This is a genomic window from Pseudoduganella sp., from assembly GCF_041914865.1.
Classification (GTDB): domain Bacteria; phylum Pseudomonadota; class Gammaproteobacteria; order Burkholderiales; family Burkholderiaceae_D; genus Rugamonas.
In genome coordinates this window covers 1-26012 of sequence record NZ_JAYSCO010000076.1, presented here as the reverse complement: position 1 = coordinate 26012, position 26012 = coordinate 1, and the positions used below count along the sequence as shown (strand labels likewise).

Below are 26012 nucleotides of genomic sequence, written 5' to 3'. Positions count from 1 at the left end.
GGCATATCGTCAAACGCCCACACTTATCGACTGTTGATTTTTAAAGATCGCTGCTCATTTTCGACAAAGCGTTGTGTTTGTCAGCAGCACAGAAGCGAGAGTATGCGTTGTTTCCTGCAACTCGTCAACCCCTTCTTTTTCCCGCTTCGTCGCTTGCGCGTCGTTGCGAGGGACAGAACTATAGCTAATGAGCTGGCGTTTTGCAAGTGAATAATTCACTGTCGCGATCGCACAGGCGATCCAGGCCGACCAGAGCGTGTGCGTAAGGAAATGCGCGCCGCGCAATTGCTGCACCCAGCCGACGCCCAGGCCAAACAGCAGCATGGCAGCGCCCATGGCAAATCCCTTGCGCGGCTGCCGTGGCCACCAGAACGCGGCCAGCCCGACCAGCCAAAGGGCGCTCGAGGCATGCCCACCCGGCAGGCAATGCCCCGCTTCCACTCCGCCAGGCATCCATTCCAGCAGCCGTATATATGGTGCGCTGCCGCCGTAGCGCTCCAGGTCCCAGGGACAATGACTGCTGCTGGCCTGTTTCAGGAGGCTGGTTGCCAGCGGAATGCTGACAGCCGACATGGCAAGGACGCGCATGCCCAGCCGCCGCTCCGGCGCCCAGTCAGGGAAGGGCCGCCACGCATCGCGCACGGCCAGCGCCACCACGCCGCAAGCCAGGCATACCAGCATGGCTTTCAGGATCACATGGTTGAATTGTTCGGCGAACCAGGCGTGCTGCAGCGGGAAAGCGCTGCGGGCGTGGTCGTAATACAGGTCGGCCAGGCGCAGGTCGATATCCGTGGACTGGCCGAGCCACAGGATCAGGGTGGCCGACGCTGCCAGCGCCAGCACGCCCCGGTAGTTCTTAAGAATCATGGGTGCAGGCTTGGAACAGGTCTAACTTGGGGTTGTACACCGCCGTGCTGATATTCAGCATGCCGAGGGTGGAGTGGAATACGTTATCGTGCGAAAAAGGCTGGCTGCTGCGCGCAGCCAGGCAGCCGCGGTTGACGTGGAAGCGCTGGCTGAAACTGTCGGACATCCAGAGCATCATGGGCACCTTGCGCTGCTCTTCCGGCGAGAAGATGTAGGGCGCGCCATGCAGGTACATGTTCTTTTCGCCCAGCGATTCGCCATGGTCCGAGAAATAGAGCATGGAAGCCGCAACACCAGCCTCCTTCAGCACCTCGATGGTGCGGGACAGGAAGTAGTCGGTGTACAGGATGCTGTTGTCGTATGCCGCCGTAATCTCTTCGCGCGAGCACTGCTCCAGTTCATTGGTCTGGCACACCGGGCCGAATTTGCCGAAGCCGGCCGGATAGCGCTTCCAATAGGCCGGGCCGTGGCTACCCTTCTGGTGCAGCACGATGACCAGGTCCTTGCTGGAACTGCGGATCAGCTCCGGCAAGCCTTCCAGCAGGCGCTCGTCATAGCACTCTTCGCCATCGCACAAGGGGTTGCCTGCCACCGCCTTTGACACATCTTCAAACCGCACGCGCTGGCAGACACCCTTGCAGCCGGAATTGTTATCGCGCCAGACCACCTCCAGGCCGGCGTGGCGCAGCACGTCCAGCAGCCCCTCCTTGCTGCGCGCCTTGTCTTCCGAGTAACCATTGCGGGTCAGGTCGGAGAAGACGCACGGCACGGAGACGGCGGTCGCCGTACCGCACGAGCTGACATTGCTGAAATTGACCAGGGCCGGCTCGCGCGCCAGGCGCGGGTTGGTGTCACGCGCATAGCCATTCAGGGAGAAGTTCATTGCGCGGGCGGTTTCGCCCACCACAATCACCGTCACCGTGCGCGGGGCGTCACCGCCGGCGGACCAGAAGCGGCCCTTCGAGGCATCCGTTCCCAAGGGCGCGACGATGGTTGGCGTCGCCAGTTTCAGTTTCAGGTAGGCGTTTGCCGCCTGGAACACATTGGTCGGCGTCAGCATGAAGCGCAGTTCGCGGTGTTCGCGCACGGCTGGTGCCAGGGGTTTGAACAGCAGGAACAGCAGGCCGATTGCCGCCAGCAGCGATACCGCCAGCACCCCGCCATTGGCCGCAATCGAGCGGCGCAGGGGGGCATACTGCACCGGCAGGCGCCACACCAGCCAGGATGGGACGACGCCGAGCAGCAGCACGGCTTGCACCAGCTTCCAGCTGAAAAGCTCGCCGGCCTCGCGCGTATCGGTTTCCAGCACGTTCTGCACCATGGAAGCATCGATCACGATGCCGTACTGGGACATGAAATAGGCGGTCACGGAGGACAGCAGCAACAGTGCGATCAGGACTGGTTTGAACAGGCGGCGGTAGTTCACCAGCGCCAGCACGCCGCTGAACACCATGACCAGCAGCAGGCAGGAACCGATATAGACCGGCAGCTTGGCCAGTTCAAAACCTCCGACTGCGCTGGCAAACTTTCGCCAGAACGTGACGTTGTAAGCCAGGACCAGGAAGGATGCCGCCGCGAGTGGCAGGTAGGTGGAGCGGATACGGGGAAAGTTCATCCCCGCACGATAGACGGCTCCCGGTAAAAGCCGCGTGAAGCCGGCGTTAAGATTGCGTTAAACCCGGGAAGTGGATGTCGAAACGCGTGCCGCCCCCTTCGCGTTGCCTTACTTGCAATTGCAGCCCGAGGTACTTGCAGGTGCGCTGCACCAGGCCCAGTCCCAGCCCGCTGCCGGAGGACACGCCATCGTTCTCCGGCAACGCTTCACCGCGCAGGCGTGCCAACGCGGCCGCCGGCAGGCCCGGCCCGGTATCTTCCACCACCACGCAATCCTGCTCCAGGCGCACCAGCACTTCCCCCTGCTCGGTATAGGCGCAGGCGTTGCGTAACAGGTTGCCGATGGCCGCCTGCAGCAGTTCGCGCGCGCCGTGGGCCATGAAATCGCTGCCGCCCGCATAGCGCAGCGTGACCGGTTTGCCGGCAACCAGCGCCTGGCAGCGCGCCACTTCCGCTTCGGCCAGCGCCGCCATGGAATGGGCCGGGCCGCCCTTCCCCTGCGGCGAGCGCGCCAGCTGCAGCAGGACCGTCGTCACATCGGCCGCCTCGCGCGCGGCGCGGTAGATCCGTTCGGCCGGCGCATGCAGGGCCGCGTCGTCCGCGGTGCGCGCCATGATCACCTCGGCGGCGCCGCTGATTACCGTCAGCGGCGTGCGCAGTTCGTGACTGACATCGCCTGTGAAGAAGCGCTCGCGATTGAGGAACTGTTCCAGCTCGCCGGTACGGTCGGCGAACGCGCGTGCCAGCTTGCCCAGTTCATCCTTGCGCTCCAGGCAGGGCAAATCGTCCTTGCGCTGCTCAACCGCCTGCGCCAGGCGCGCGATCGGCGTGACGATGCTGTTGGCCAGGTAGCGCGCCAGGATCATTGAACAGGTGAGAAATGCCAGCAAGACGGCGGCAAACATCGAGTACACAACAATCTCGATCTTCTCGTACTCGCTGTCGTGGTCGACCACCACATATTCCCCATGCTCGTCGCGGTCGGACAGGACATGCAGGTCGGTGCCGTCGACCGTGATCTCGCGCACACCATGCGGCAAACCCCGCAAGGAGCGCGGTACATCTTCGCCGTGATGGTAGGTCAGGCCGGCCGGCATCTGCACCGACATGCCGGCGCCATGGCGCGGAACGGCCCAACGCGCCACCTCCATCAGGCGTTCATCGACCAGCTTTTCTTCAATACCCTCCACCGCCAACGCTGCGATCACCGCAAACACGAGCGAAACGAAGAAGGCAAACATCATGTAGGCGGCGACGATGCGCCGGCGCAGGGAGTCAGTTGTCGTCATCCGGGTTTACCAGCTTGTAGCCGATGCCCGGTATGGTGCGCAGCATGGCGAAGGGATATGGTTTGTCGAGCGCCTGGCGCAAGGCGTGGATATGCGTGCGCAGGGCGTCGCTGTCGGGGCGCTCGTCGCCCCATACTTCATGCTCCAGCGTGTCGCGCGCCACCACGCGCGGCGCGTCTTTCATCAGGCATTTGAGGATGGTGTAGCCGGTGCGGGTCAGCGCCAGCAGGCGCCCGGCGCGGCGCACTTCGTAATTGACGGTATCGAAAGTCAGCTCACCGAATTGCAGCACCGGGTTGCCGGCCTGGGCGCCACGCGCGCGCCGCACCAGGGCGCGCAGGCGGATTTCCAGCTCCACCAGGGAGAACGGCTTGACCAGGTAGTCGTCGGCGCCGCTTTCGAAGCCGGCCACCTTGTCTTCCAGCGTGTCGCGCGCGGTCAGCATCAGCACCGGGGTGGCTTTCCCCAGCTCGCCGCGCAGCTTGCGGCAGAATTCCAGGCCGTTCAGGCCGGGCAGCATCACGTCCAGCACCACGGCGTCGTATTCGTGTTCGGCGGCCAGCGCCAGCCCGCCGTAGCCATTGGCTGCGGTATCCAGAACATAGCCCTTCGGCTCGAGGAAGCCGTACAGGTTGGCGACAATATCCTTATTGTCTTCAATGATAAGTATCCGCATCCGGGCATTATAATTCCGCGATGACTATCCCACACATCCCCCCTCTCAAGGACGAATCCCTCGCGGCCCAGCTGGAACGCGCCATCAACAACAAGACCAAGCCGCTGGGCAGCCTGGGCGCGCTGGAAGCGCTGGCGCACAAGGTCGGCATGATCCAGCAGAGCACCCGGCCGGAGCTGCGCGAGCCGGCTATCCTGGTGTTCGCGGGCGACCATGGGGTGGTGGCGGAAGGAGTTTCCGCCTATCCGCAGGACGTCACCTGGCAGATGGTGGAGAACTTCCTGGCCGGCGGCGCGGCGATCAACGTCTTCGCGCGCCAGAACGGCTGCCTGCTGAAAGTGGTCGATGCGGGCGTCAAGCACGATTTCGGCCCGCGCGAGGGCCTGGTCAAACGCAAGATCGCCCACGGCACCGCCAATTTTGCGCAGCAGCCGGCCATGACGGTGCAGCAGTGCATGGAGGCGATCGAGTGCGGCATGGAGCTGGTGGCCGAGCTGCCGGGCAATGTGCTGGGCTTCGGCGAGATGGGCATCGGCAACACCACGGCCGCCGCGGCCCTGATGCACCGCCTGACCGGCATTCCGCTGGCCGACTGCGTGGGCGCCGGCACCGGCCTCACGTCGGAGGGCGTGGCGCACAAGCAGCGCGTGATCGAAGCCGCCATGGCCAAACACGCCGACGCGCAGGGCGGGCTGCAGGCGCTGGCCGCCTTCGGCGGCCTGGAAATCGCCATGATGGTGGGCGCCATGCTGAAAGCGGCCGAGCGCCGCATGGTGCTGCTGGTGGACGGCTTTATCGTCACCAGCGCCCTGCTGGTCGCCGCCCGCGTGCAGCCGGCGGTGCTGGACTACTGCGTGTTCTCGCACTGCTCGGACGAAAGCGGCCACCAGCGCATGCTGGACTTCCTGGGCGCCCGTCCGCTGCTGAACCTGGGCCTGCGCCTGGGCGAAGGCACCGGCGCCGCGCTCGCCGTGCCGCTGCTGCAGGCCGCCGTCAACTTCCTGAACCAGATGGCCACCTTCGAGTCGGCCCAGGTCAGCGAGAAGTCCGAGTAAGCGCCGATGCAGCAGCTGCGCCTCTTTTTCATCGCGCTGCAATTCTTCACGCGCCTGCCGATCCCGCGCTGGGTCGGTTTTGAGCCGGACTGGCTGCACCACGCCTCGCGCTATTTCCCGGCGGTGGGCCTGGTGGTGGCCGCCATCGCCGGCGCCGTGTACGCGGCGGCGGCGATGGTGCTGCCGCTGCCGGTCGCCGTGCTGCTATCCACCGCAGCCGGCATCTATACCACCGGCGCCTTCCACGAGGACGGCTTTGCCGACGCCTGCGACGGCCTGGGCGGCGGCCACACGCGCGAGCGTGTGCTGGAGATCATGAAGGATTCGCGCATCGGCGCCTATGGTGCGATCGGCATCATCCTGATGCTGGCCACCAAGGTGGCGGCGCTGGCCAGCCTGCCCATGCTGGCGGCGCTGGGCGCGCTGCTGGCGGCCCATCCCCTGTCGCGGCTGATGGCCTGCGCCCTGATCTGGCGCATGGAGTACGCGCGCGCCGAAGGCAAAGCCAAGCCGCTGGCGCAGGAAATGCGCCACGGCGAGTTCGCCATTGCCGCGCTGGGCGCCGCGCTGCCGGCCGGCGCCGTGGTGGCGCTGGGCTGGCTGCCGCTGGGGGCGCTGGGTACAGGACTGGCAGGCATGCTGCTGGCGACGCTCTGGTTCGCGCGCAAGTTCCAGCAGCGCCTGGGCGGCTACACCGGCGACTGCCTGGGCGCCGTGCAGCAGCTGGCGGAAGCCGTGTTCTACCTCTGTGTGCTGGCCTGCGTGTGGAACTGATCCTCATCCGCCATCCCCTGCCCGACGTCGCGCCGGGCGTGTGCTACGGCAGCAGCGACATTCCGGCCTCTCCCGCCGCGCTGGCGGAAGGCCATGCCGCGCTGGCGCCGCAACTGGCAGCCGCCCTCGCCGGCGGCGCGCGCCTGTATTCCAGCCCCCTGCGGCGCTGCACCGCACTGGCCACCCTGCTCGGCCAGCCGACGCTGGACGCGCGCCTGGCCGAGATGGATTTCGGCGCCTGGGAGCTGCGGCCGTGGTCGGATATCGCGCGCGCCGAGGTCGAGGCTTGGGCCGCCGACCTGCTCGATTACCGTCCCGGCGGCGGTGAAACGGTGCGCGAAGTGGCGGCGCGCGTGCAGTCCTTCCTCGACGATTTGCGGCACGACGCCGTAATCGTCTGCCATGCCGGCACCATGCGCCTGATGGCCGCCATGGCGGCCGGCGAACCGCTGCTGCACGCGGCGCAGAAGCCGAACCAGGTCAAGTATTGTTCGATCCAGCGCCTGCTCTGGCCCGCGCAGCGCGCCAAGCCCGTATAATGGCGGGGTTTTGGTGCTCGCATTCGAATTCTCGAACGCAGTTAAACGGGAAACACGGCGCTGTCCTTGACAGTTAACGTGTGCTGCCCCCGCAACGGTAAGCAAGTGCCGCCCTGATGGAGCGGCAGCGGTCTCACAGCCACTGTGCGCAAGCATGGGAAGGCCAGTCCGCCATATTTGCCAGCCCGGATACCGGCCAGACCAGGTGGGAATGCGCCTTGCGCCCGTTCCCGTTCTAGCCGGCTTACGGGGACGTGGGCCGGCGGCTCACTGAAGAAATTGACATGACCTCTCCCGCCACCCGGCAAGCGGCCCTCGCGTCGCTGGCACTGGCCGTTGCCGTACCTGCAGCCCAGGCCCAAGTCCAGGCCCCCGTCCTGAATTCCGTTGTTGTTACCGCCACCCGCACGCCGCAGGCAGCGCGCGACGTCGTCAGCGATACGCTCACGATCGACGCCGACGAAATCGCCCGCAGCGGCGCCGGCTCGATCACCGAAGTGCTGCAGCGCCAGCGCGGTATTGAAATCACGCGCAACGGCGGCAGCGCCACCAACTCCAACGTCTACCTGCGCGGCGCCAACAGCAACCAGGTGATCGTGCTGCTGGACGGCGTGCGCATCGCCTCCGCCACCAGCGGCGCCGCCGCATGGAACGCCATTCCGCTGGGCGCGGTGGAGCGCATCGAGGTCGTGTACGGCCCCCTGAGCACTATTTACGGCGCCGACGCCATCGGCGGCGTGATCCAGATCTTCACCAAAAAAGGCCAGGGTCCCCTGGCGCTGGACGCCGCCATCCTGGCCGGCAGCTACGGCACCCGCGCCGCCCGCGCCGGTGTTTCCGGCCAGGCCGGCGCCTTCAGCTACGCCCTGAACGCAGGCAAGGAGCGCGCCGACGGCTTCTCCTCCACCCTGCCGGGCCTGAGCAGCTATAACAAGGATGATGACGGCTACGAGCGCAAACACGCCAACGGCCAGCTGGCCTGGCAGGTGGCGCCAGGCCACGAGCTGACCGCCCTCCTCATGCACATCGACCAGGAGTCGGACTTCGACAGCGGCGCCACCGTGCGCGCCTGGAACACGCAGAAGCTGGACACCGTCGCGCTGTCGTCGCGCAACCGCCTGAGCAGCGCATGGCAGATGACCACCCAGGCATCCCAGGCGCGCGACAAGTCCGGCAGCTTTGCCGCCAGCGCCAGCCAGATCGACACCAAGCAGACCATGTACAGCTGGCAGAACGACATCGCGCTCGGCCCGGACACCCTGCAGCTGCTGGCCGAATACCGCAAGGAGGAAGTGGAGGCGAACACCGCCGCCCTGGAACATGAGCGCAGCACCAAGTCGCTGGGCGCCAGCTACAACATGAAGCGCGGCGACCACCTGCTGGCCGCCGCCGTGCGCAACGACGACAGCTCGCAGTACGGCAGCAAGAACACCGGCTCGCTCGGCTACGGCTACCGCCTCAGCCCTGCCCTGCGCCTGAACGCCAGCTACGGCAGCAGCTTCCGCGCACCGACCTTCAACGAGTTGTACTACCCCGGCTACGGCCTGGAGTCCAACCGTCCGGAACAAGGCCGCAACCGCGAGATCGGCATCCGATTCGAGCAAAACGGCACCATGCTGGGCGCCACCGCCTACCGCAACAAGCTGACCGACCTGCTGCTGAACACCACCCCATGCCCCAAGCCCGGCTTCAAGAACGGCTGCGCCCACAACGTCGCCCACGCCACGCTGGAAGGCATCACCCTGTCGGCACGCCAGCAGCTGGGCAGCGCCTTCACGCTGGAGGCTTCGGCCGACCTGCAGAACCCGCGCGACGACAGCACCGGCAAGCAGCTGCAGCGGCGCGCCAAGCGTCACGGCAACGTCGCGCTGGAATATACTGCCGGCAGCCTGCGCGGCGGCGCCGAATGGCAAGTGTCCGGCTACCGCTTCGACGACGCGGCCAACCGCAACCGCCTGGGCGGCTATGGTTTGCTGAACCTGTACGCGGCCTGGTATTTCGCCCCGTCCTGGTCGGCCACCGTGCGCTGGAACAACGTGGCCGACAAACAGTACGAAGTAGCGCGCCTGTACGGCACCGCTGGCTCCAGCGTGTACGCCGGCCTGCGCTACGGCTATAAATAAATGAGATAAGCTGCCCGCTATGCACCCACTTTCCGCTAAGCTGCGCCTGCGCGCCGTCACTGTCATCATCCTGCTGGTACTGGTTTCTCTGGCCAGCCTGGTGGCGGCCGGCATGATCGGCTCGGTCAGCATTCCGCTGGCCGACATGCCAGGCGCCGTGCGCGAGTGGGCCAGCGGGCAGCCTGCCTCATTGCACGGACATTTGATCGGTCTGCGCGCCGAACGCGCCGCCACCGCCTTCGTCACCGGCGCTTCGCTGTCGCTGGCCGGCGTCATGATGCAGGCCCTGCTGCGCAACCCGCTGGCCGACCCTTACGTGCTGGGCATCTCCTCCGGCGCTTCGGTCGGCGCGCTGGCGGCGCTGCTGTTCATGTGCGCCGCCTGGATGGTCGACCTGGCCTCCTTTGCCGGTGCGGTCGTCGTTTCCATGCTGCTGTATGTGCTGGCCCGGCGCGACCTGCGCGGCGGCACGGCAGCCGAAGGCGGCACCGCCATGCTGCTGCTGACCGGCGTGGTGCTGTCCTCCGGCTGCATCGCCCTGGTCACGCTGATGCTCTCCATCGCGCCGGAAAGCCGCCTGCGCACCATGGTGTTCTGGCTGATCGGCGACCTGTCCGGTTCCCCGATCCGCTGGCTGCCCTGGTTCGTGCTGGCCGGCTGCCTGGCGTTCGCCCTGCGCGCGGCGCGCTCCTTCAACGTGATGGCGCTGCATGCCGAGGCCTCGGCCACGCTGGGCATCCGCGTCGGCGCCCTGCGCAAGGGCCTGTTCTTCTGTTCCGGCCTGCTGACCGCCAGCGCCGTAACCACGGCAGGCAGCATCGGTTTCGTCGGCCTGATCGTGCCGCATGCCTGCCGCTTCGCCTTCGGACCCGACCACCGACTGCTGGTGCCGTGCGCCACCCTGGTGGGCGGCGCCTACCTGGTGCTGGCCGATACGCTGGCGCGCACCATCATCGCGCCGCAGCAGCTGCCGGCGGGCGTGGTGACCGCCCTGGTCGGCACCCCGGTCTTCCTGTACCAACTGCACCGGCTGAGGAAGTAAACATGATCAGTACCCATCAACTGCGCCTGGCCATGGGCAAGCGCACCCTGGTCGAGCAGCTGGACTGGCAAGTCGGCGACGGCGAGTGCTGGAGCGTGATCGGCCGCAATGGCGCCGGCAAGAGCACCTTGCTGCGTACCCTGGCCGGCCTGCGCGATGCGGATGGCGGCCATGTCAGCATCGACGGCCGCGCCCTTGGCGACTGGCCGCTGCAGGAGCTGGCGCGCAAGCGTGCTTTCCTGGCGCAGGCGCGCAGCGACGCCTTCTCTTACTCCGTGATCGAGACCGTGCTCTCGGCGCGCCACCCCTACCACGACAACCGCTACTGGGAAAACAGCGACGACCACCGCGCCGCCATGGCTTCGCTGGCGGCGATGGAAGTCGACCACCTGGCGGCGCGCGACGTGCGCACGCTGTCAGGCGGCGAGCGCCAGCGCGTGGCGATTGCTGCCATGCTGGCGCAGGACACGCCCCTGCTGCTGCTGGACGAACCGGCCAATGCGCTGGACCTGGCGCACCAGGTGAGCGTGATGTCGCTGCTGTCCCGGCTGTGCCGCGAGCAGCGCAAAACCGTGGTGATGGTGGGCCACGACCTGACCCTGGCGCACAGCGTGTCGAGCCACGCCCTGCTGCTGATGGGCGACGGCCGCTGGCTGGCGGGCAGCACGGCCGACGTGATGCAGCCGGCGCTGCTGGGCGAATACCTTGACCACCCTATCGAGATCGTCCGCCACGGCGATCGCACCATTTTCATTCCCGGGAGTCCGCAAGCATGAGCGACATCAACGAACGCCACCGTGACCGCATGGAGCGCAAGAAGGCCATCATCGACGCCAAGATCGCGGCGGCAGACAAGAACATCGGCGTATTGATCGTCAATACCGGCAACGGCAAAGGCAAGAGCTCGAGCGGCTTCGGCATGGCGATGCGCGCCATGGGGCATGGCATGAAGGTGGGCGTGGTGCAGTTCATCAAAGGCGCCATGTCGACCGGCGAGGAACTGTTCCTGCGCCGCTTCCCGGACGAGTGCAGCTTCCACGCCATGGGCGAAGGCTACACCTGGGAGACCCAGGACCGCGAGCGCGATATCGCCAAGGCGCGCGAAGCCTGGCAGCAGGCGCGCGCCTTCCTGCGCGACCCGTCCTACGGCATGGTGGTGCTGGACGAGCTGAATATCGCCCTCAAGTACCGCTACCTGGACGTGCATGAAGTGATCGCCGACCTGCTGGACCGCCCGGAAATGCAGCATGCCGTGGTCACCGGCCGCGCCGCGCCGCCGGAACTGATCGAGGTGGCCGATACCGTAACCGAAATGACGGTGGTGAAGCACGCCTTCAAGGCCGGCATCGCAGCCCAGCCGGGGACGGAATGGTAGCGCGCGCGGTACTGGTTGCCGCTGCCGCCTCCGGCCAGGGCAAGACCACGGTCACCGCCGCCCTGGCGCGCAAGCTGGTGCGCGCAGGCCGCCGCGTGCGCGTGTTCAAATGCGGCCCCGACTTCATCGACCCGATGCTGCTGGCGCGCGCCTGCGGTGCGCCGGTCGAATCGCTCGACCTGTGGATGGTGGGCGAGGAGCGTTGCCGCGCCTTGCTGGCAGAAGCGGCGGCGCAGGCCGACGCCATCCTGGTCGAGGGCGTGATGGGCTTGTACGACGGCACGCCGTCCGCCGCCGACCTGTCGCGCGCGTTCGGCCTGCCGGTGCTGGCCGTGATCGATGCCGGCGCCATGGCGCAGACGGCAGGCGCGCTGGTGCACGGCTTGCGCGCCTACGGCCCGGTCGACATGGCGGGCGTGGTGGCGAACCGCATCGCCAGCGCGGGCCATGCAGCGATGGTGGCCGCCTCGCTGCGCGATATTCCCCTGCTGGGCACCCTGCCGAAGCAGGCCGCCTCCCTGCCCGAGCGCCACCTGGGACTGGTGTTGCCGGACGAAGTCGCCGGACTGGATGCACTGCTCGACACGCTGGCCGACCAGCTGGACTTCGACCTGGCCGCATGGGATGCGCTGCCAGCCGCACACATCGCCGCGGCGCCCGCCGGCGCGGCCGAAACGCCGCCGGTGCAGGCCCTGCCGCTGGCTGGTGTGCGCATCGCCATCGCGCGCGACGCCGCCTTCATGTTCCTCTACCCGTCCAACCTGGCCACGCTGGAAGCGCTGGGCGCGCAACTGGAGTACTTTTCGCCGCTGGCCGACGAGCCGGTGCCGAGCGGCGCCACGGCGGTCTACCTGCCGGGCGGCTATCCCGAACTGCACTGCGCCGCGCTGGCGCAAGGCCAGCGCTGGCAAGCCTCGCTGCGTGCGGCGCACGGCGACGGCCTGCCCATCGTCGCCGAATGCGGCGGCATGATGGCGCTGGCGCAAACCCTGCAGGACAAGGAAGGCAAGGAATGGCCGATGGCCGGCCTGCTGCCCGGCAAAGTGACGATGCAGGCGCGCCTGGCCGGACTCGGGGCGCAAGCCATGCCGACCGCGCACGGCCCGCTGCGCGGCCACACCTTCCATTACTCGCGCCTGGACACCACGCAGCCGGCCGCCGCCACGACGCAGAAGAACCCGAGCGGCGCCGCCGGCGAAGCCGTGTACCGCATCGGCTCCCTGCAAGCGTCCTACTTCCACGGCTACTTCGCCTCCAACCCGGCCGCCGTGGCAGCCATGTTCACGCGGGGCGCAACATGAGCCGCACCCTGGTCTTCGGCGGCGCCCGTTCGGGCAAGAGCGCCTATGCTGAGCGGCTGGCCGCCGGCTCCGGCAAGGAAGTGGTCTACATCGCCACCGCCGCCGCCGGCGACGACGAGATGGCGGCGCGCATCGCGCAGCACCGGGCGCAGCGCCCGGCGCACTGGCGCACCGTGGAACAGCCCCTGGCGCTGGCCGCCGCGCTGGCCGAATGGCGCGCGCCGCAACGCCTGGTGCTGGTCGATTGCCTGACCCTGTGGCTGTCCAACCTGATGTTCAGCGACGGCACGCAGTACCCGGATGTCGGCGCCATCGAACTGCCCGCCCGCTTTCACCAGGAGCGCGCGGCCCTGCTGGACGAACTGGCCATCGAACGCGGCGACGTGGTGCTGGTGTCGAACGAGGTCGGCATGGGCATCGTGCCCTGGGGCGCGGTCTCGCGCAGCTACGCCGATGAAGCGGGACGCCTGAACCAGGCCGTCGCCGCCGCCTGCGACCGCGTCGCCTTCGTCGCAGCCGGCCTGCCGCTGATGCTGAAGGGCGCCTGATGCTGGCGGGCCTCGACTGGACCTGGTTCGCCGCCGCCCTGCTGGGCGGGGTGCTGCTGGACGCCCTGCTGGGTGAAGTCAGGCGCTTGCACCCGCTGGTCGGCTTTGGGCACCTCGCCAGCGCCATCGAAGCGCGCCTGAACCGCCCCGGCGCAACCGCCTCCGGCGCCGCGCGCTTCGCGCGCGGGCTGCTGGCGTGGCTGCTGGCGGTGCTGCCCCTGGCCGCGCTGGCGGCGTGGCTATGCGCGCAGCCGCTGCCGGCGCCGGCCCTGGCCGCACTGCACGCGGTCCTGCTCTATTTCTGCCTGGGCCTGCGCAGCCTGCGCGACCACATGCTGCCGATCTGGCACGCGCTGCACGCCGGCGACCTGGCGCAAGCGCGCGCCCTGACCGCCCGCATCGTCAGCCGCGACACGCAGCAGGCCAGCGCCAGCGACCTGGCCAAAGCCGCCACCGAATCCATGCTGGAGAACGGCAACGACGCCGTCTTCGGCACCCTGTTCTGGTTCGCCGTGGCCGGCGGCCCCGGCGCGGTGCTGTTCCGCCTGGCGAACACGCTGGACGCCATGTGGGGCTATCGCAACGAACGCTTCAACCTGTTCGGCCGCAGCGCCGCCCGCCTCGACGACGCCCTCAACTACCTGCCGGCGCGCCTGACCGCCCTCTCCTACGCCCTGCTGGCGCCCGGTGCGCACGGCACCCGCCGCGCGCTGGCATGCTGGCGCCGCCAGGCCCCGGCATGGAGCAGCCCGAACGCCGGCCCGGTCATGTCGAGCGGCGCCGGCGCCCTCGGCCTGCAACTGGGCGGCGCCGCCAGCTACGGCGGCGCCATCGAACAGCGCCCGCCGCTGGGTGAAGGCAGCGCCGCTGCCGCCGCCGACATCCCGCGTGCCTGGCGCCTGGTGCGCCATACCAGCTGGCTGTGGCTGGCCGCCTTGCTGGCCATCGCCTATGGAGTACAGCATGCTTGAACACGGCGGCAAGCTGCGCGAGGCAGCACAGCGCTATGGCCGCAAGGACTGGCTCGACCTGTCCACCGGCCTGAATCCGAACGGCTACCCGGCGCCGGCCCTGAGCGCCGATGCCTGGCACCGCCTGCCCGAGCATGACCCAGAGCTGCTGGAAGCGGCGCAGCGCTACTACGGCGCACCGCGCATGCTCGCCGTCGCCGGCACCCAGGCCGCAATCCAGGCCCTACCGCGCCTGCGCCACCCTTCACGCGTGTTGGTCGCCAGCCCGAGCTACGCCGAACACCTGCACCACTGGTCGCAGCACGGCCACCGCACGCGCGCCGTGCCGTACCCCGAGCTGGGGGCGGCGGTCGCCGCCGCCGACGTGCTGGTGGTGTGCAATCCCAACAACCCGACCGGCGCCTGCGTGCCGCGCGCACAGCTGCTGGAGTGGGCCGCTGCGCTGGCCGTACGCGGCGGCTGGCTGGTGGTGGACGAAGCCTTTGCCGACACCGACGGCGCGTACAGCGTGGCCGACGCCGCGCAGGCGCCGGGCCTGGTCGTGCTACGTTCGGTCGGCAAGTTCTTTGGCCTGGCCGGCGTACGGCTCGGCTTCGTCGCCGCATGCGACGAGATCCTGGCACCGCTGGCCGGCCTGCTCGGCCCCTGGGCCGTCAGCGGACCGGCGCAGCAGGTGGCGCGCGCCGCGCTGGAAGACAGCGCCTGGCAGCAGGCGGCCCAGGCCGCGCTGCAAGCCGGCGGTGACCGCCTGCGCGCGCTGCTGGCGCGCCACGGCATTGCCAGCCACGGCACCGCCCTGTTCCAGTGGTGGCCCGAGACACAGGCGGAAGCCTTCCACGAACACATGGCGCGGCGCGGTATCTGGGTCCGCCTGTTCCCGTCAGCGGCGCGCGGCATCCGCCTCGGCCTGCCGCCCGATGAAGCAGGCTGGCAGCGCCTTGAACAAGCACTCAACGAATGGACCAACCGATGAAGAAACTCTTGCTGATTCCCGTCCTGTGCGCCGTGCAGGCGCATGCCGCCATCACCGTGCTGGATGACGACGGCAAGCCCGTCACCCTGCAGAAGCCCGCGCAGCGCGTCGTCGCGCTGGCGCCGCACGTGACCGAGATGCTGTTTGCCGCCGGCGGCGCCGAGAAAATCGTCGGCGCCGTCACCTACAGCGACTACCCGGAAGCGGCCAAGCAGATCCCGCGCGTGGGCGACAACCGCCAGGTGGACATGGAGCGCCTGCTGGCCATGAAGCCGGACCTGCTGGTGATCTGGCGCCACGGCTCCTCCGAGCGCCAGATCGAGCAGCTGCGCCAGCTCGGCATTCCCATGTACCACAGCGAGCCGAAAAAACTCGACCAGATCGCCGACAACCTGGAAAAGCTCGGCAAGCTGATGGGCACTGAAAGCACCGCCAATGCCGCCGCCAAAGAGCTGCGCCAGAAACTGGGCGCCCTGCGCGCGCAATTCTCGGCGCGCCCTCCGGTGCGCACCTTCTACCAGGTGTGGGACAAACCGCTATACACCCTGAACGGCGAGCATATCGTCAGCGACGCCCTGAAAGCCTGCGGCGGCCAGAACATCTTCGCCGACCAGAAGGTAACGGCGCCGGTGGTCAGCGTGGAAGCCGTGCTGGAAGCCGACCCGGAAGCCATCTTCGGCACCGCCGAAAAAGACTACGGCGGCGTCAACCTGTGGCGTCCCTACAAGACGCTGAAGGCCACGCGCCAGGACAACCTGTTCACCATCCAGGGCGACCTGCTGAACCGCGCCGGACCGCGCATGGTGGCCGGCACCGCCGTGCTGTGCGAAAAGCTGGAAGAAGCACGCAAGCACCGCCCGGCCAAATGAGCTTCCCCTACCGCACCCTGATGGTCCAGGGCACCACGTCCGACGCTGGCAAGAGCACCATCGTCGCCGCCCTGTGCCGCCTGCTGAAACAGGACGGCGTGAAGGTGGCGCCGTTCAAGCCGCAGAACATGGCGCTGAACAGCGCGGTCACCGTCGACGGCGGCGAGATCGGGCGCGCCCAGGCGCTGCAGGCCATCGCGGCCGGCATCCCGCCCCACACCGACATGAACCCGGTGCTGCTCAAGCCGAGCAGCGATATCGGCGCCCAGGTCATCATCCACGGCAAGGTGCGCGGCGACATGAACGCGCGCGACTACCACCAGTACAAGACGGTCGCCATGGCAGCCGTGCTGGAATCGCACCAGCGCCTGCTGGCGCAGTACGAAACTGTGGTGGTGGAAGGCGCCGGCAGCCCGGCCGAAATCAACCTGCGCGAGCGCGACATCGCCAATATGGGTTTTGCGGAAGCGGTCGACTGCCCGGTGATCCTGTGCGCCGATATCGACCGTGGCGGCGTGTTCGCCCACATCGTCGGCACCCTGGCCTGCCTGTCCGAGAGTGAGCGCCAGCGCATCATCGGCTTCGTCATCAACCGCTTCCGCGGCGACATCAAGCTGCTGGAGCCGGGACTGGACTGGCTGGAGCGGCAGACCGGCAAGCCGGTGCTGGCCGTGCTGCCCTACCTGCACGGCCTCTATCTCGACGCGGAGGACGCGGTGCAGGCGGTGCAAGCCGAGCGCGGCGCCTTCCGCATTGTGGTGCCCAGCCTGCCGCGAATGAGCAACCACACCGACTTCGACGCCCTGCGCGCCCATCCCGAGGTCGACCTGCGTTTCGTGCGCAAGGGCGAAGCGATCCCGCCGGCCGACCTGATCATCCTCCCCGGCAGCAAAAACACACGCGCCGACCTGGCGGCATTGCAGGAAGGCGGCTGGCCGCAAGCCATCGCGCGCCACCTGCGCTACGGCGGCAAGGTGATCGGCATCTGCGGCGGCTTCCAGATGCTGGGGCGCCAGGTGCACGACCCGCACGGCGTGGAAGGCCTGGCCGGCAGCGCCGCCGGCCTGGGCCTGCTCGACATGGAGACCGAACTGACGCGCGACAAGCGCCTGGCGCAAGTGAGCGGCCAATGCGCCTTTGCCGAGGCCCCGGTCAGCGGCTACGAAATCCATATGGGTGTCTCGCAGGGCGGCGCGCTGGCGCAGCCGGCTTTTGTCATCGATGGCCGCCCGGAAGGCGCGCTCGGCGCCGACGGCCAGGTGCTCGGCACCTACCTGCATGGCCTGTTCGACCATCCGCAAGCGGGGCGCGCCCTGCTGCGCTGGGCCGGGCTGGACACGCAGCACACGGTGGACAGCAACGCTTTGCGCGAAGCTAGCCTGGAGCGGCTGGCGCAGGCCTGCGCGCCGCTGATGGAGGCGCTGCGGCGGCGTGCCTGAATCTTAATCAATTTGCAAACAAATGCGGGATTGGCTAACATCGATCTGTTAAGAAAACAGTAATCAAGTCAAGGCCCTCCCCACAGTGAAGCTGATTCGGAAAACCAGCCTGGTACGCAGGCAAAAAGACGCAAGCATCCATTGCGAAATCGAGCTGTGCGAAGCGGCAGGTTCACCCGGCCGCTTCCTGGTCAACCTGCGCCAGGGGCGCACCGGCGAGGAGTGGCGCGAGAGCACGCGCACCCCGCAGCCGGTCGACTGGCAAACCGCGGAAACCCTGTTTGAACTGGCCCTGGTGGAGCGCGCGGCGCAAGGCTTCAGCGAACCCGCCACCGAACCGCCGGCGCAGGAGCCGGCCAATGCCGCGCTGGCCGCAACGCCAGCGCCAGCACCGCCAGCGCCAGCGCGCGCGCTGGATGGCGCCGCCATCGCCCTGCTGCAAAAGCTCGAAGCGGGCAGCTGGAAAACGCTCGACCAGCAGCACCGCAACCGCGTCATCTGGCGCCTCGGCGAGCGCCGCGTGCGCCAGGCTGTTCCCGCCATGGTCGACCTGCTTGAGCGCGGCGACGCCATGCAGGACTACTGCCTGGCCTGGGCCATCGGCCGCTGCGGCGACCGCGGCGCCGCCGTCGCCATGGACCAGCTGCGCCAGCGCGGCGGCAGCGATGCGGTGCGCCGCATCGCCCTGCAAGCCTGGCTGCTGCTGGCCGACGACGCCGCCTTGCAGGCGCATGCCGCCAGCCTGGTGGCCGACTGGCCGGCAGCCGTGCGCCAGGCCTGGGAACAGCAAGACGAACAACTGCTGCTGTCGCTGGCGGACGGCAGCGAGGCCTGGCGCAGCCTGGCCAAGCCGGACTGGCTGGAGCAATTGCAGCAGGTCGCGCTGTGCCAGCCCATGGCGCGCCGCATCCTGCTCTCCCACCTGAAGCGCCTGCCCCTGCGGGCCGGGACCTTCCGCGCCGTGCGCCACATTTACAAGGCGGCCGAAATGGCATGCGACGCCGAATTGTTCGGCATCCTGCAGCAGCGCTTCGAGACCGATGTCCACACCGCCACCGGCCGCTGGATCTACGTGCGCCGCGGCTACACCGAGTTCGCCGTGGAAGGAGCGCGCCCCGACAGCCAGGTGGCCTACGGCGTGCGCACGCGCGACTATCTGCGCCGGCGCGGCTGGCGCACGCTGCGCCGCCTGGGCGAAAGCGCCGATCCGGACTACATTCCGATGGCGCTGGGCGTGCTGGCGGCGCTGGACGACAGCCAGGCCGCGCAAGCCCACGTGCGCGGCGGCCGCGCCTACGACGCCTACAGCTTCTGGCTGGTCTTCAACCGCATGCTGCGCGCGGGCGGGCACTGGCGCAGTAACCGCGCCGGCACCGCCTGGTACCAGCCGGCGCCGATCCAGGCCGACGAACGGCGCCAGGAAGCCTTCCCCCACCTGTGGGACGCGCACCCGCAGGCCCTGCTCGCCCTGCTGCAGCAAAGCCGCTGCGGCGGGGTGCATGATTTCGCCGCGCGCGCGCTGGCCGACAACCGCGAATTCTGCGCCGCGCTGCCGCTCGACACGCTGCGCGAACTGCTGCGCAGTCCCTACCAGCAGACCGCGCGCTTTGCCTTCCAGGTGGCGCGCAGCCGCTTTGAAGGCGGTGTGCCACCGACCGACTGGCTGCTGCTCCTGCTCCAGTGCACCCTGCCGGAAGCCACCCAGTATGCGCTGGACTGCATCGTGCGCGACCCGCTGCACTATGCCGCCGATCCGCTGCTGGTAGCCGCCATCGCCTGCGCCCCGCTGGATAGCGTGCGCCGCCAGGGCCGCATGCTGTGCCAGGTCGCCAGCACCCTGCCCGGCCAGGCGCCCGCCATCGTCATACAGCTGCTCGACTGGCTGGACAACTGCGCCGACCTCGACGACGCGCCGCACACCGTGGCAGCCATCGGCGCCGACCTGCAGTGGCTGATCGAGAACCCCCTGCGCACCGCGGCTGCCGCCGCGCCCTACGAGCGCCTGCTGCAGCTGCTGGCCCACCCGCTGCCCGCCGTACGCATGCTGGCCTGCCACTGGCTGATGCTGCACGCGGCACCGGCCACCATGCTGCCCGGCGCGCGCCTGGCCGTGCTGCTGCAGGACACCGATAGCGGCGTGCGCGGCGCGGCGGTCAACCTGTTCGGCCGCCTGCCCGACCACGTGCTGGCGGCCCAGGCGGAATTGATCACTGCCTTTGCCACCCATGCGGACGCCAGCGTGCGGCGCGCCATCGACAGCGTCATCCAGCGCCTGGCCGCCGGCGACGCCGCCTTCCGCCAAGCCTTGCTGGAGGGGCTGCTGGACGCGGTGTTCCGCAGCGAAACCGGGGACGGCATGCACGCCGACCTGGTGGCCTGGATCAGCGGCCCGCTGAAGGATGAGCCGCAACTGGCCGACACGGCACTGCTGCAACGCCTGCTGGCCGCGCGCAGCAAAGGCGCGCTGCTGCTGGGCGCGCGCCTGCTGCCGGCCTTCCGTCCCGCGCAGTTCGATGTGGCGGCATGGGCCGCCTTCGGCCGCAACCCCACGGCCAGCGTACGCCAGTGGGCCTTCGCCGCCTACCGCGCCGACCCGCAGCGCGTGCGCAGCCAGATGGAAGCGGCGCTGCGCATCTTCGACAGCCGCTTCGACGACAGCCGCGAGTTCGCTGCCGCCTTCTTCAGCGAGGCCTGCACGCGCGACGACTGGACGCCGCTGCTGCTGGTGAACCTGTGCGACCACCAGGACCCGGCTGCGCAGCGCTTCGGGCGCGCCATGATCACCCGCCATTTCGACGTGGGCGACGTGACCGAGCTGCTGGACAAACTGAGCCAGCACCCGTCGGCCAATATGCAGCTGTTCGTCAGCTCCTGGCTGGAGAGCGCCTGTGCCGGCGACCTGGCCAGGCTGCAGCGCCTGGAGCCCTACTTCCTGAACGTGCTGTCGCAGGTGAACCGCGGCCGCGTGGTCAAAGGACGGGTGCAAGCCTTCCTGCGCGCCCAGGCCGAGCTGTCGGCCGACATCGCCGCCTTTGTCGCGCGCCTGTTCGCACGCCAGGTCGTCACCGTCGCCATTGCCGACAAGGCCCAGTACATTGAAGGGCTGCGCGCCATCCAGCACCGCTATCCGGAGCTGCCGGCCGCCATCACGATCCATACGCCGGCGGCAATCGCCGCCAGGGGAAGCAAGCCATGAGATTCCAGTACCGCTACTATGGCGAGTCCTCCGTCAGCAACAGCGCCGCATCGACCGAGATGCGTTTTGCGCCCGACACGCTGCGCGCGCCGACCCACTTCGTCGCCGACATCAACAAGCACATTCCGTTCCGCGAAGCGATCAGCGCCCTGCACGACGTGGTGGTCGCCGACCAGCGCTACCAGCCGAAAGACAAGAGCGCCTACAAGGAGTGGGCTGCGCAGAACGAGCAGATGCTGCTGGCCCAATACCAGGCGCGTGCCAGCACCCTGAAGGAACAGCTGCAGCCGCTGCAAAGCGAGTTGCGCGAACTGCGGGCGCGCAAGTCGCACCTGATGCAGCCTTTCTACGAAGCGCAGTCCAAGTATTACAACTACCTGTACCAGACCAACCGAGAGCTGTGGATTGCGCTCGACCCGGTGATCACGGTGCACCCCGACCGCGTCTTCTTCGAGTGCTTCAGCCGCGACGAATCAAGCTACGCCTCGCTCAGCTGCAGCCACAATGTCTTCGACCGCATCGGCGACTTCGCCTGCGGCACCACCAATATCGACTACTCGGAGAGCCTGTACGCCGAGTTCCAGAAGATCCGCGACTACAAGCACACCAGGCTGTCGATCGATCCGGGCGGGTTCCAGGTCAAGACTGCCGACGACCCGGAGTTCATCGAAGAAAAGATCGACGTGCCCGACACCTGGGTGCGCGGTTTCCTGCAGGTGAGCAGCGCCATGAACATGGTGGCGCGCCGCCTCGACCTGCACCCGATGGACGTGCACAACTTCTGCCTGCAGCTGCGGCGCAAGAAGGAACGCGCCGGCCCGCGCTCGATCCGCTTCGTGCTGGCGCCGGGGCAGCCGGTGCGCGCCGTGTTCGAGCCGTGGAACGATGAAGTGGTATGCCGCCGCTCCATCTACCAGGGCGATGTGGCCGAAGAAGTCCGCGTCTGGGGCCGGCGCCGCCTGCTGCTGCTGGAACGCCTGCTCCCCGTGGCGCACAGCTTCACCGTGCACCTGATGGGCAGCGGCCTGCCCAGCTTCTGGATCGCTAACATGCCGGACATGCAGCTCACCCTCGGCCTGTCCGGCTGGACCGCCAACGACTGGTCGCATGCCGGCCAGTTCGACCTGCTGGCGCCGCGCGGCGAAGTGGATAACGACAGCAAGGAAAAGGTCTTTGCCGCGCTGGGCAAGCGCTGGTTCGCCAGCGCCGCCCAGCTGGCCGACGACACCGGGCTCGATACCAGGCTGGTGGAGCGCGCGCTGACCCTGTACACGCAAGCCGGGCGCGTCATCTACGACCTGGTGCAAGGCGTCTACCGCCTGCGCGAGCTGGCGCGCGACCCGCTGCCGCTCGACACGCTGCGCTTCGCCAGCCCGCAGGAAGAGGAAGCCCAAAAGCTGGTCGACCTGCAGGCCATGAGCAAGCACGCGCTGGAAGCGGTGGCCGACGGCAGCATCCGCATCAGCGCCCAGGCCAGGCACGGCGACCACCGCTACCAGGTCATGCTGCGGCTGGATGCGGACGAACGCATCGTGGATGGCGCCTGCCAGTGCAGCCACTTTACTTTCAACCGCCTGCACAAAGGCCCTTGCGCACACATGCTCGCGCTGCGCATGACGCAGGCGCGCAGGCCGGCGGTATGAAGAAGACGAATGATATGAAAAAAGCAAACGAACTGATATACTCGTTTCAGCAAACACGGCGGGATGGCTCTTGCAACCCGAACGGTGGATCGCCGTTCACGTACTCAGCTCTTCCCATGCGCCACTGGCACGCTCTTCACAGTGCCATACAGGCACCGGTGCGGCAAGACGGTGTGACTGCCCTGCAGTCCATTCGCCGCACCGGTGCCGTATGGCATCGAGTGGAGCGCCCCAGTCCTGAAGGCTCTTCGATGACAATCCCGCCGTGCTTGCATTCTTCGCGCTCGCCCCGCCCGGAGGCCCTGCCATGAGCGCCACCGAATCCAAGCCAATCACTACCCGCGCCGAATTGATGGAGCGCCTGCGCACAAGCTCGCGCCAGGAAGTCGTGCTGGAAGAAATGCAGCGCCTCGGTTTCTGGCCGTCAGGCAGCGGCCAGCCTTCCGAGGTGGAGCAACTGGTGCAGCGCGAGGCGGAGCTCAGTTCCGCCCTCATCAAACTGGGCCAGGAACTGCGCACCATCCAGGACCCCGAGGCTGCGCTCAAAGCAATGCGCAAGGAACGCCTGGCCAAGGCGCGCACACGCCGCGAAGAAACGCGCCAGCGCCGCGCGCGCGAACGCTTCGAGCGCGCCACCGCCTGGCACCAGCGCCGCTCCACCGAGCTGCTGTACCTGGGCCAAGGCGTGTCGGCCGGCTTGAACCACGTTGAAGGCGATGCCGAAAAGCTGGCGCGCTGGTCGCTGCCCGCGCTGCACAATGCGCAAGAGCTGGCCGCCGCCATGGGTGTCACGCTGCCGGAGCTCCGCTTCCTGAGCTTTGAACGGCGCGTTTCGCGCATCAGCCATTACCGCCGCTTCAGCATGCCGAAGAAAACTGGCGGCGAACGCATCATCTCGGCGCCTATGCCGCGCGTGAAGCGCCTGCAATACTGGGTGCTGGACAACATCCTGGCCAAGGTGCCGCCGCATCCCGCCGCGCACGGTTTCATCCCCGGCCGCTCGATCGTCAGCAACGCCCAGCCGCACGTCGGCAAGGCGGTGGTGGTCAACCTGGACCTGAAGAACTTCTTCCCCTCGATCGGCCTGCCGCGCGTCAAGGGGGTGTTCCGCGAGCTTGGCTACAGCGAGCAGCTGGCCACCACGCTTGGCCTGCTGTGCACCGAAACGCCGGCCGAGGAAGTCAGCGTCGACGGCGAGAGATTCTTCGTCGCCAGCGGCGAGCGCGCCCTGCCGCAAGGTGCGCCCAGCAGCCCGGCGCTGACCAACATCCTGTGCCGCCGCCTCGACGCGCGCGTGCAAAGCTGCGCGGCCAAACTGGGCTTCACCTACACTCGCTACGCCGACGACCTGACCTTTTCCGGCGACGCCGCTGCACGCAAGCTGGCGGGCAAGCTGCTATGGCGCGTCAAGCAGATCGTCGCCGACGAAGGATTCACGCCGCATCCGGATAAGCAGCATGTGATGGGCGCCGGACACCGCCAGGGCGTCACCGGCATCGTGGTCAACCAGAAGCTGTCGCTGGAGCGCGATACGCTGCGCCGCTTCCGCGCCACCCTGTTCCAGGTGGAGAAGGACGGCCCGGCCGGCAAGCAGTGGAACGGCAACGACAATGTGATCGATGCGCTGGAAGGCTATGCGCAGTTCATCAGGATGGTCGATGCCGAAAAAGGCGCCCCGCTGCTGCAGCGCGTGCGCGCCGCACGCGCCAAGTGGATCGCCCAGGCGCCGGCGCCGGGCGAACAGCCGGCGCGCCGCAGCAGCGCCTTCCGCGCCTTGTCGGCGCAAGGCAAGGAGCCGTGGGCCGGCTTCTGGCAGGCCGCCGCGCCGGCCGCTCCAGTGCTGGAGAAAACGCCGGAGCAAGTCAAACAGGAAAAGCTGGAGCGGAAGCAGGCGGCCAGGCCGGCGGCGCGCCAGCAGGCCGTCGCGCCGGGCACAGGGCCGGCATCCCGTTCCGGCCGTGGGCAGCAAGCGCCCGATGCCCCGGCGGCGCAACAGGAGGAACCGTACACCGTCGGCGACCGGCCATGGCTCGGCATCCTGATCCAGCTCTACCTGGCCTTTAGCCTGTGCCGCCTGTACCACACGCCATTGCCGCTCGTCGCGGCGGTGCTGCTGGCCATACCGGCCTGGCGCAACTACCGCGCGTATTGGCTGCGCTATTTCAGCTACATGTGCCTGTCGGTATTGCTGGGGATCGTGCTGCGCAAACTACTGTGAGCGAACGGAGGCTGCCGCCAGGCGGCCGGCAAACGCTTCAATTTCGGCCATCGCCTGCGGGCTATAACAATTGCAGCTGATGGCCAGCGCGCGGTCCCGGTCGCGCAGCACCAGCGCAATGGAGAAATAGCTGCCATTGCTGCCATTGTGCTGGCTCACCCGGCCCAGTTGCGGGTTATGCGCGACGCCCCAGCCATGCGCGTATCCCGCCTCCAAAGCATGGGCGCGCTCAAAGCTCGCCTGGGCCAGGAAGGCCGGGCGGCCTGCAATGCCTTTCAACTGCTCCTGCAAGTAGAGGCCATAATCGTGCATGGAGACGCGAATGCCGCCAGCCGCCTCTGTCATGGCCAGCCACATTGCGTCATCCGGTCCAGGGTGGGCGGGGCGCCAGCCGGCGTCACCAAATACGTGCCCGGACGCCGCCAGCGGCGCTCCGACCGGCATCCCCACCTCGGCTGCGAGCTGGAGCGGCCCAAACACCTCTCGCGCCATCAGGTTTCGGTACGCGTCGCCACCCTTCGCTTCCGCCACCAGGCCCAGCACAATGTATCCCAGGTTGGAGTACAGGTAAGCGCTGCCCGGCGCATGCTGCGGCGCACGCTGCAGGAAGTAGCGCGCAGCCGCGGCGCGATCCTGTGCCGCATCTCCGGACGCTAGCGGGAGCAAAGCGCGGACATCTTCCTCAGCGAAGTCATACGGCAATCCAGAGCGGTGCTGCAGCAGCTGCTCGATCGTAACGCTGCCGAACTGGGGATGCATGCCATCCCGCCATGCCGGGAACAGCTCGCCCAAGGTCGAGTCCCAACGCAGCTTCTTCTGCTCCACCAGCCGCGCAATCAGGCTGCCCGTCATGGCTTTGCTCAAGGAGCCGACTTCCAAACGGTCGCCCGCTTGCAAAGGCTCCGCGCTCCCCAGACTGCGAACACCGGTGGCAAAAGATTCGATACGATCGGCATCAACCAGCACCACCGAAAGCCCCGGCAGGCGCTGCGCGAGGCGGAACTGTTCGATCTCGGTTCGCATCGCCTCGTCCAGCAAGGGTTTGCGCGATTGGTCGGCGCCGCCGCAAGCAGTCAGCAGGATTGAAAGAAGTAAGGCAGGAATACGCATATGAATGGGCCCTCTGTTTGACAATGGGTCCATTCTGGAGGTTGGCACGCCTGGCTATAAGTGCCGAAAGTAAGGGGTCCGCCCCTTCGGTCAGACCGTGGTTTCCGGGATAGCAAAGAGTCCGTTAACACACGTTAGCGGGCTTCTCTAAAAGAAACTGCGAACAACCGGGAAACCATGGTCTGACCCAAGGGTCAGACCCTGTCTATTCAAACGAAGAGGGTTGGGTTTGAGGCCTTTGACGTTCGGCGAAGATCAACAGCGCACAACCAACACCAGCGCCCGTGGCGCAGACGGGGTCTGACCCTTGGGTCAGACCCCGGTTTTTCGGGTTTAAAAAGCAAAAAGCCCGCTAACACACGTTAGCGGGCTTTTCTAATAAGAGCTTGA

21 protein-coding genes and 1 riboswitch are annotated in these 26012 nt (G+C 67.7%); of the genes, 16 read left to right on the top strand and 5 right to left on the bottom strand.

Translation table 11 applies throughout. The features are described from left to right. Positions 1-54 precede the first annotated feature (54 nt). The 4 genes from ACE3TQ_RS24195 to ACE3TQ_RS24180 are packed head-to-tail and all read right to left on the bottom strand — an operon-like array spanning position 55 to position 4446. Positions 55-867 (bottom strand): phosphatase PAP2 family protein, encoded by an 813-nt coding sequence (locus ACE3TQ_RS24195; RefSeq protein WP_374585830.1) that lies wholly within the window; start codon positions 865-867, stop codon positions 55-57. Then, positions 857-2482, bottom strand: a complete 1626-nt coding sequence (locus ACE3TQ_RS24190) for a phosphoethanolamine transferase (RefSeq protein WP_374585828.1) — start codon at positions 2480-2482, stop codon at positions 857-859. Before ACE3TQ_RS24190 ends, ACE3TQ_RS24195 begins: the two co-directional genes overlap by 11 nt. Positions 2483-2528: 46 nt before the next feature. After that, positions 2529-3770: an ATP-binding protein gene (locus ACE3TQ_RS24185; protein WP_374585826.1), complete on the bottom strand. Its 1242-nt coding sequence runs from the start codon at positions 3768-3770 to the stop codon at positions 2529-2531. Then, positions 3757-4446, bottom strand: coding sequence for a response regulator transcription factor (locus ACE3TQ_RS24180; protein ID WP_374585824.1), 690 nt, complete (start codon positions 4444-4446; stop codon positions 3757-3759). Before ACE3TQ_RS24180 ends, ACE3TQ_RS24185 begins: the two co-directional genes overlap by 14 nt. A 20-nt stretch (positions 4447-4466) precedes the next feature. Here ACE3TQ_RS24180 and cobT point away from each other — a divergent pair, with 20 nt between their 5' ends. The 16 genes from cobT (at position 4467) to ACE3TQ_RS24100 (ending at position 24512) form a co-directional block, all read left to right on the top strand. Then, entirely contained in the window at positions 4467-5501 is a 1035-nt protein-coding gene (gene cobT, locus ACE3TQ_RS24175) for a nicotinate-nucleotide--dimethylbenzimidazole phosphoribosyltransferase (protein ID WP_374585822.1), read from the top strand. A 6-nt stretch (positions 5502-5507) separates the two neighbouring features. Further along, positions 5508-6275, top strand: a complete 768-nt coding sequence (locus ACE3TQ_RS24170) for an adenosylcobinamide-GDP ribazoletransferase (RefSeq protein ID WP_374585820.1) — start codon at positions 5508-5510, stop codon at positions 6273-6275. Beyond that, entirely contained in the window at positions 6266-6814 is a 549-nt protein-coding gene (locus ACE3TQ_RS24165) for a histidine phosphatase family protein (protein WP_374585818.1), read from the top strand. Before ACE3TQ_RS24170 ends, ACE3TQ_RS24165 begins: the two co-directional genes overlap by 10 nt. Next, positions 6809-7030, top strand: a riboswitch (cobalamin riboswitch). It overlaps the preceding gene by 6 nt. Positions 7031-7098: 68 nt before the next feature. Then, the gene (locus tag ACE3TQ_RS24160; RefSeq protein ID WP_374585816.1) at positions 7099-8937 is read left to right on the top strand and encodes a TonB-dependent receptor domain-containing protein; all 1839 of its coding nucleotides are present in this window, start codon (positions 7099-7101) and stop codon (positions 8935-8937) included. 19 nt (positions 8938-8956) lie between these two features. Further along, complete coding sequence (locus tag ACE3TQ_RS24155) at positions 8957-9979, top strand: FecCD family ABC transporter permease (protein ID WP_374585814.1); 1023 nt, start codon at positions 8957-8959, stop codon at positions 9977-9979. A 2-nt stretch (positions 9980-9981) separates the two neighbouring features. Continuing rightward, positions 9982-10755, top strand: a complete 774-nt coding sequence (locus tag ACE3TQ_RS24150) for an ABC transporter ATP-binding protein (RefSeq protein ID WP_374585811.1) — start codon at positions 9982-9984, stop codon at positions 10753-10755. Continuing rightward, positions 10752-11354: a cob(I)yrinic acid a,c-diamide adenosyltransferase gene (gene cobO, locus ACE3TQ_RS24145; protein ID WP_374585809.1), complete on the top strand. Its 603-nt coding sequence runs from the start codon at positions 10752-10754 to the stop codon at positions 11352-11354. Before ACE3TQ_RS24150 ends, cobO begins: the two co-directional genes overlap by 4 nt. Then, on the top strand, positions 11348-12655 hold the full coding sequence (locus ACE3TQ_RS24140) for a cobyrinate a,c-diamide synthase (RefSeq protein ID WP_374585807.1): 1308 nt from the start codon (positions 11348-11350) through the stop codon (positions 12653-12655). The genes cobO and ACE3TQ_RS24140 overlap by 7 nt, the downstream gene beginning before the upstream one ends. Continuing rightward, positions 12652-13203: a bifunctional adenosylcobinamide kinase/adenosylcobinamide-phosphate guanylyltransferase gene (gene cobU, locus ACE3TQ_RS24135; protein ID WP_374585805.1), complete on the top strand. Its 552-nt coding sequence runs from the start codon at positions 12652-12654 to the stop codon at positions 13201-13203. Before ACE3TQ_RS24140 ends, cobU begins: the two co-directional genes overlap by 4 nt. Next, complete coding sequence (gene cbiB / locus ACE3TQ_RS24130) at positions 13203-14174, top strand: adenosylcobinamide-phosphate synthase CbiB (RefSeq protein ID WP_374585803.1); 972 nt, start codon at positions 13203-13205, stop codon at positions 14172-14174. The genes cobU and cbiB overlap by 1 nt, the downstream gene beginning before the upstream one ends. Next, the gene (gene cobD, locus ACE3TQ_RS24125) at positions 14167-15147 is read left to right on the top strand and encodes a threonine-phosphate decarboxylase CobD (protein WP_374585801.1); all 981 of its coding nucleotides are present in this window, start codon (positions 14167-14169) and stop codon (positions 15145-15147) included. The genes cbiB and cobD overlap by 8 nt, the downstream gene beginning before the upstream one ends. After that, on the top strand, positions 15144-16016 hold the full coding sequence (locus ACE3TQ_RS24120; protein ID WP_374585799.1) for a cobalamin-binding protein: 873 nt from the start codon (positions 15144-15146) through the stop codon (positions 16014-16016). The genes cobD and ACE3TQ_RS24120 overlap by 4 nt, the downstream gene beginning before the upstream one ends. Beyond that, positions 16013-17455 (top strand): cobyric acid synthase, encoded by a 1443-nt coding sequence (locus ACE3TQ_RS24115; RefSeq protein WP_374585796.1) that lies wholly within the window; start codon positions 16013-16015, stop codon positions 17453-17455. The genes ACE3TQ_RS24120 and ACE3TQ_RS24115 overlap by 4 nt, the downstream gene beginning before the upstream one ends. An 85-nt stretch (positions 17456-17540) precedes the next feature. Beyond that, positions 17541-20651, top strand: coding sequence for a hypothetical protein (locus tag ACE3TQ_RS24110; protein ID WP_374585794.1), 3111 nt, complete (start codon positions 17541-17543; stop codon positions 20649-20651). After that, a complete protein-coding gene (locus ACE3TQ_RS24105) occupies positions 20648-22294 on the top strand; it encodes an SWIM zinc finger family protein (RefSeq protein WP_374585792.1) in 1647 nt (548 codons plus the stop codon). Before ACE3TQ_RS24110 ends, ACE3TQ_RS24105 begins: the two co-directional genes overlap by 4 nt. A gap of 307 nt (positions 22295-22601) precedes the next feature. Then, a complete protein-coding gene (locus tag ACE3TQ_RS24100; protein ID WP_374585790.1) occupies positions 22602-24512 on the top strand; it encodes a reverse transcriptase family protein in 1911 nt (636 codons plus the stop codon). On the opposite strand, the gene ACE3TQ_RS24095 is transcribed toward ACE3TQ_RS24100, so the two are convergent. Continuing rightward, the gene (locus ACE3TQ_RS24095; RefSeq protein ID WP_374585788.1) at positions 24504-25622 is read right to left on the bottom strand and encodes a serine hydrolase domain-containing protein; all 1119 of its coding nucleotides are present in this window, start codon (positions 25620-25622) and stop codon (positions 24504-24506) included. The genes ACE3TQ_RS24100 and ACE3TQ_RS24095 overlap by 9 nt on opposite strands. Positions 25623-26012 lie beyond the last annotated feature (390 nt).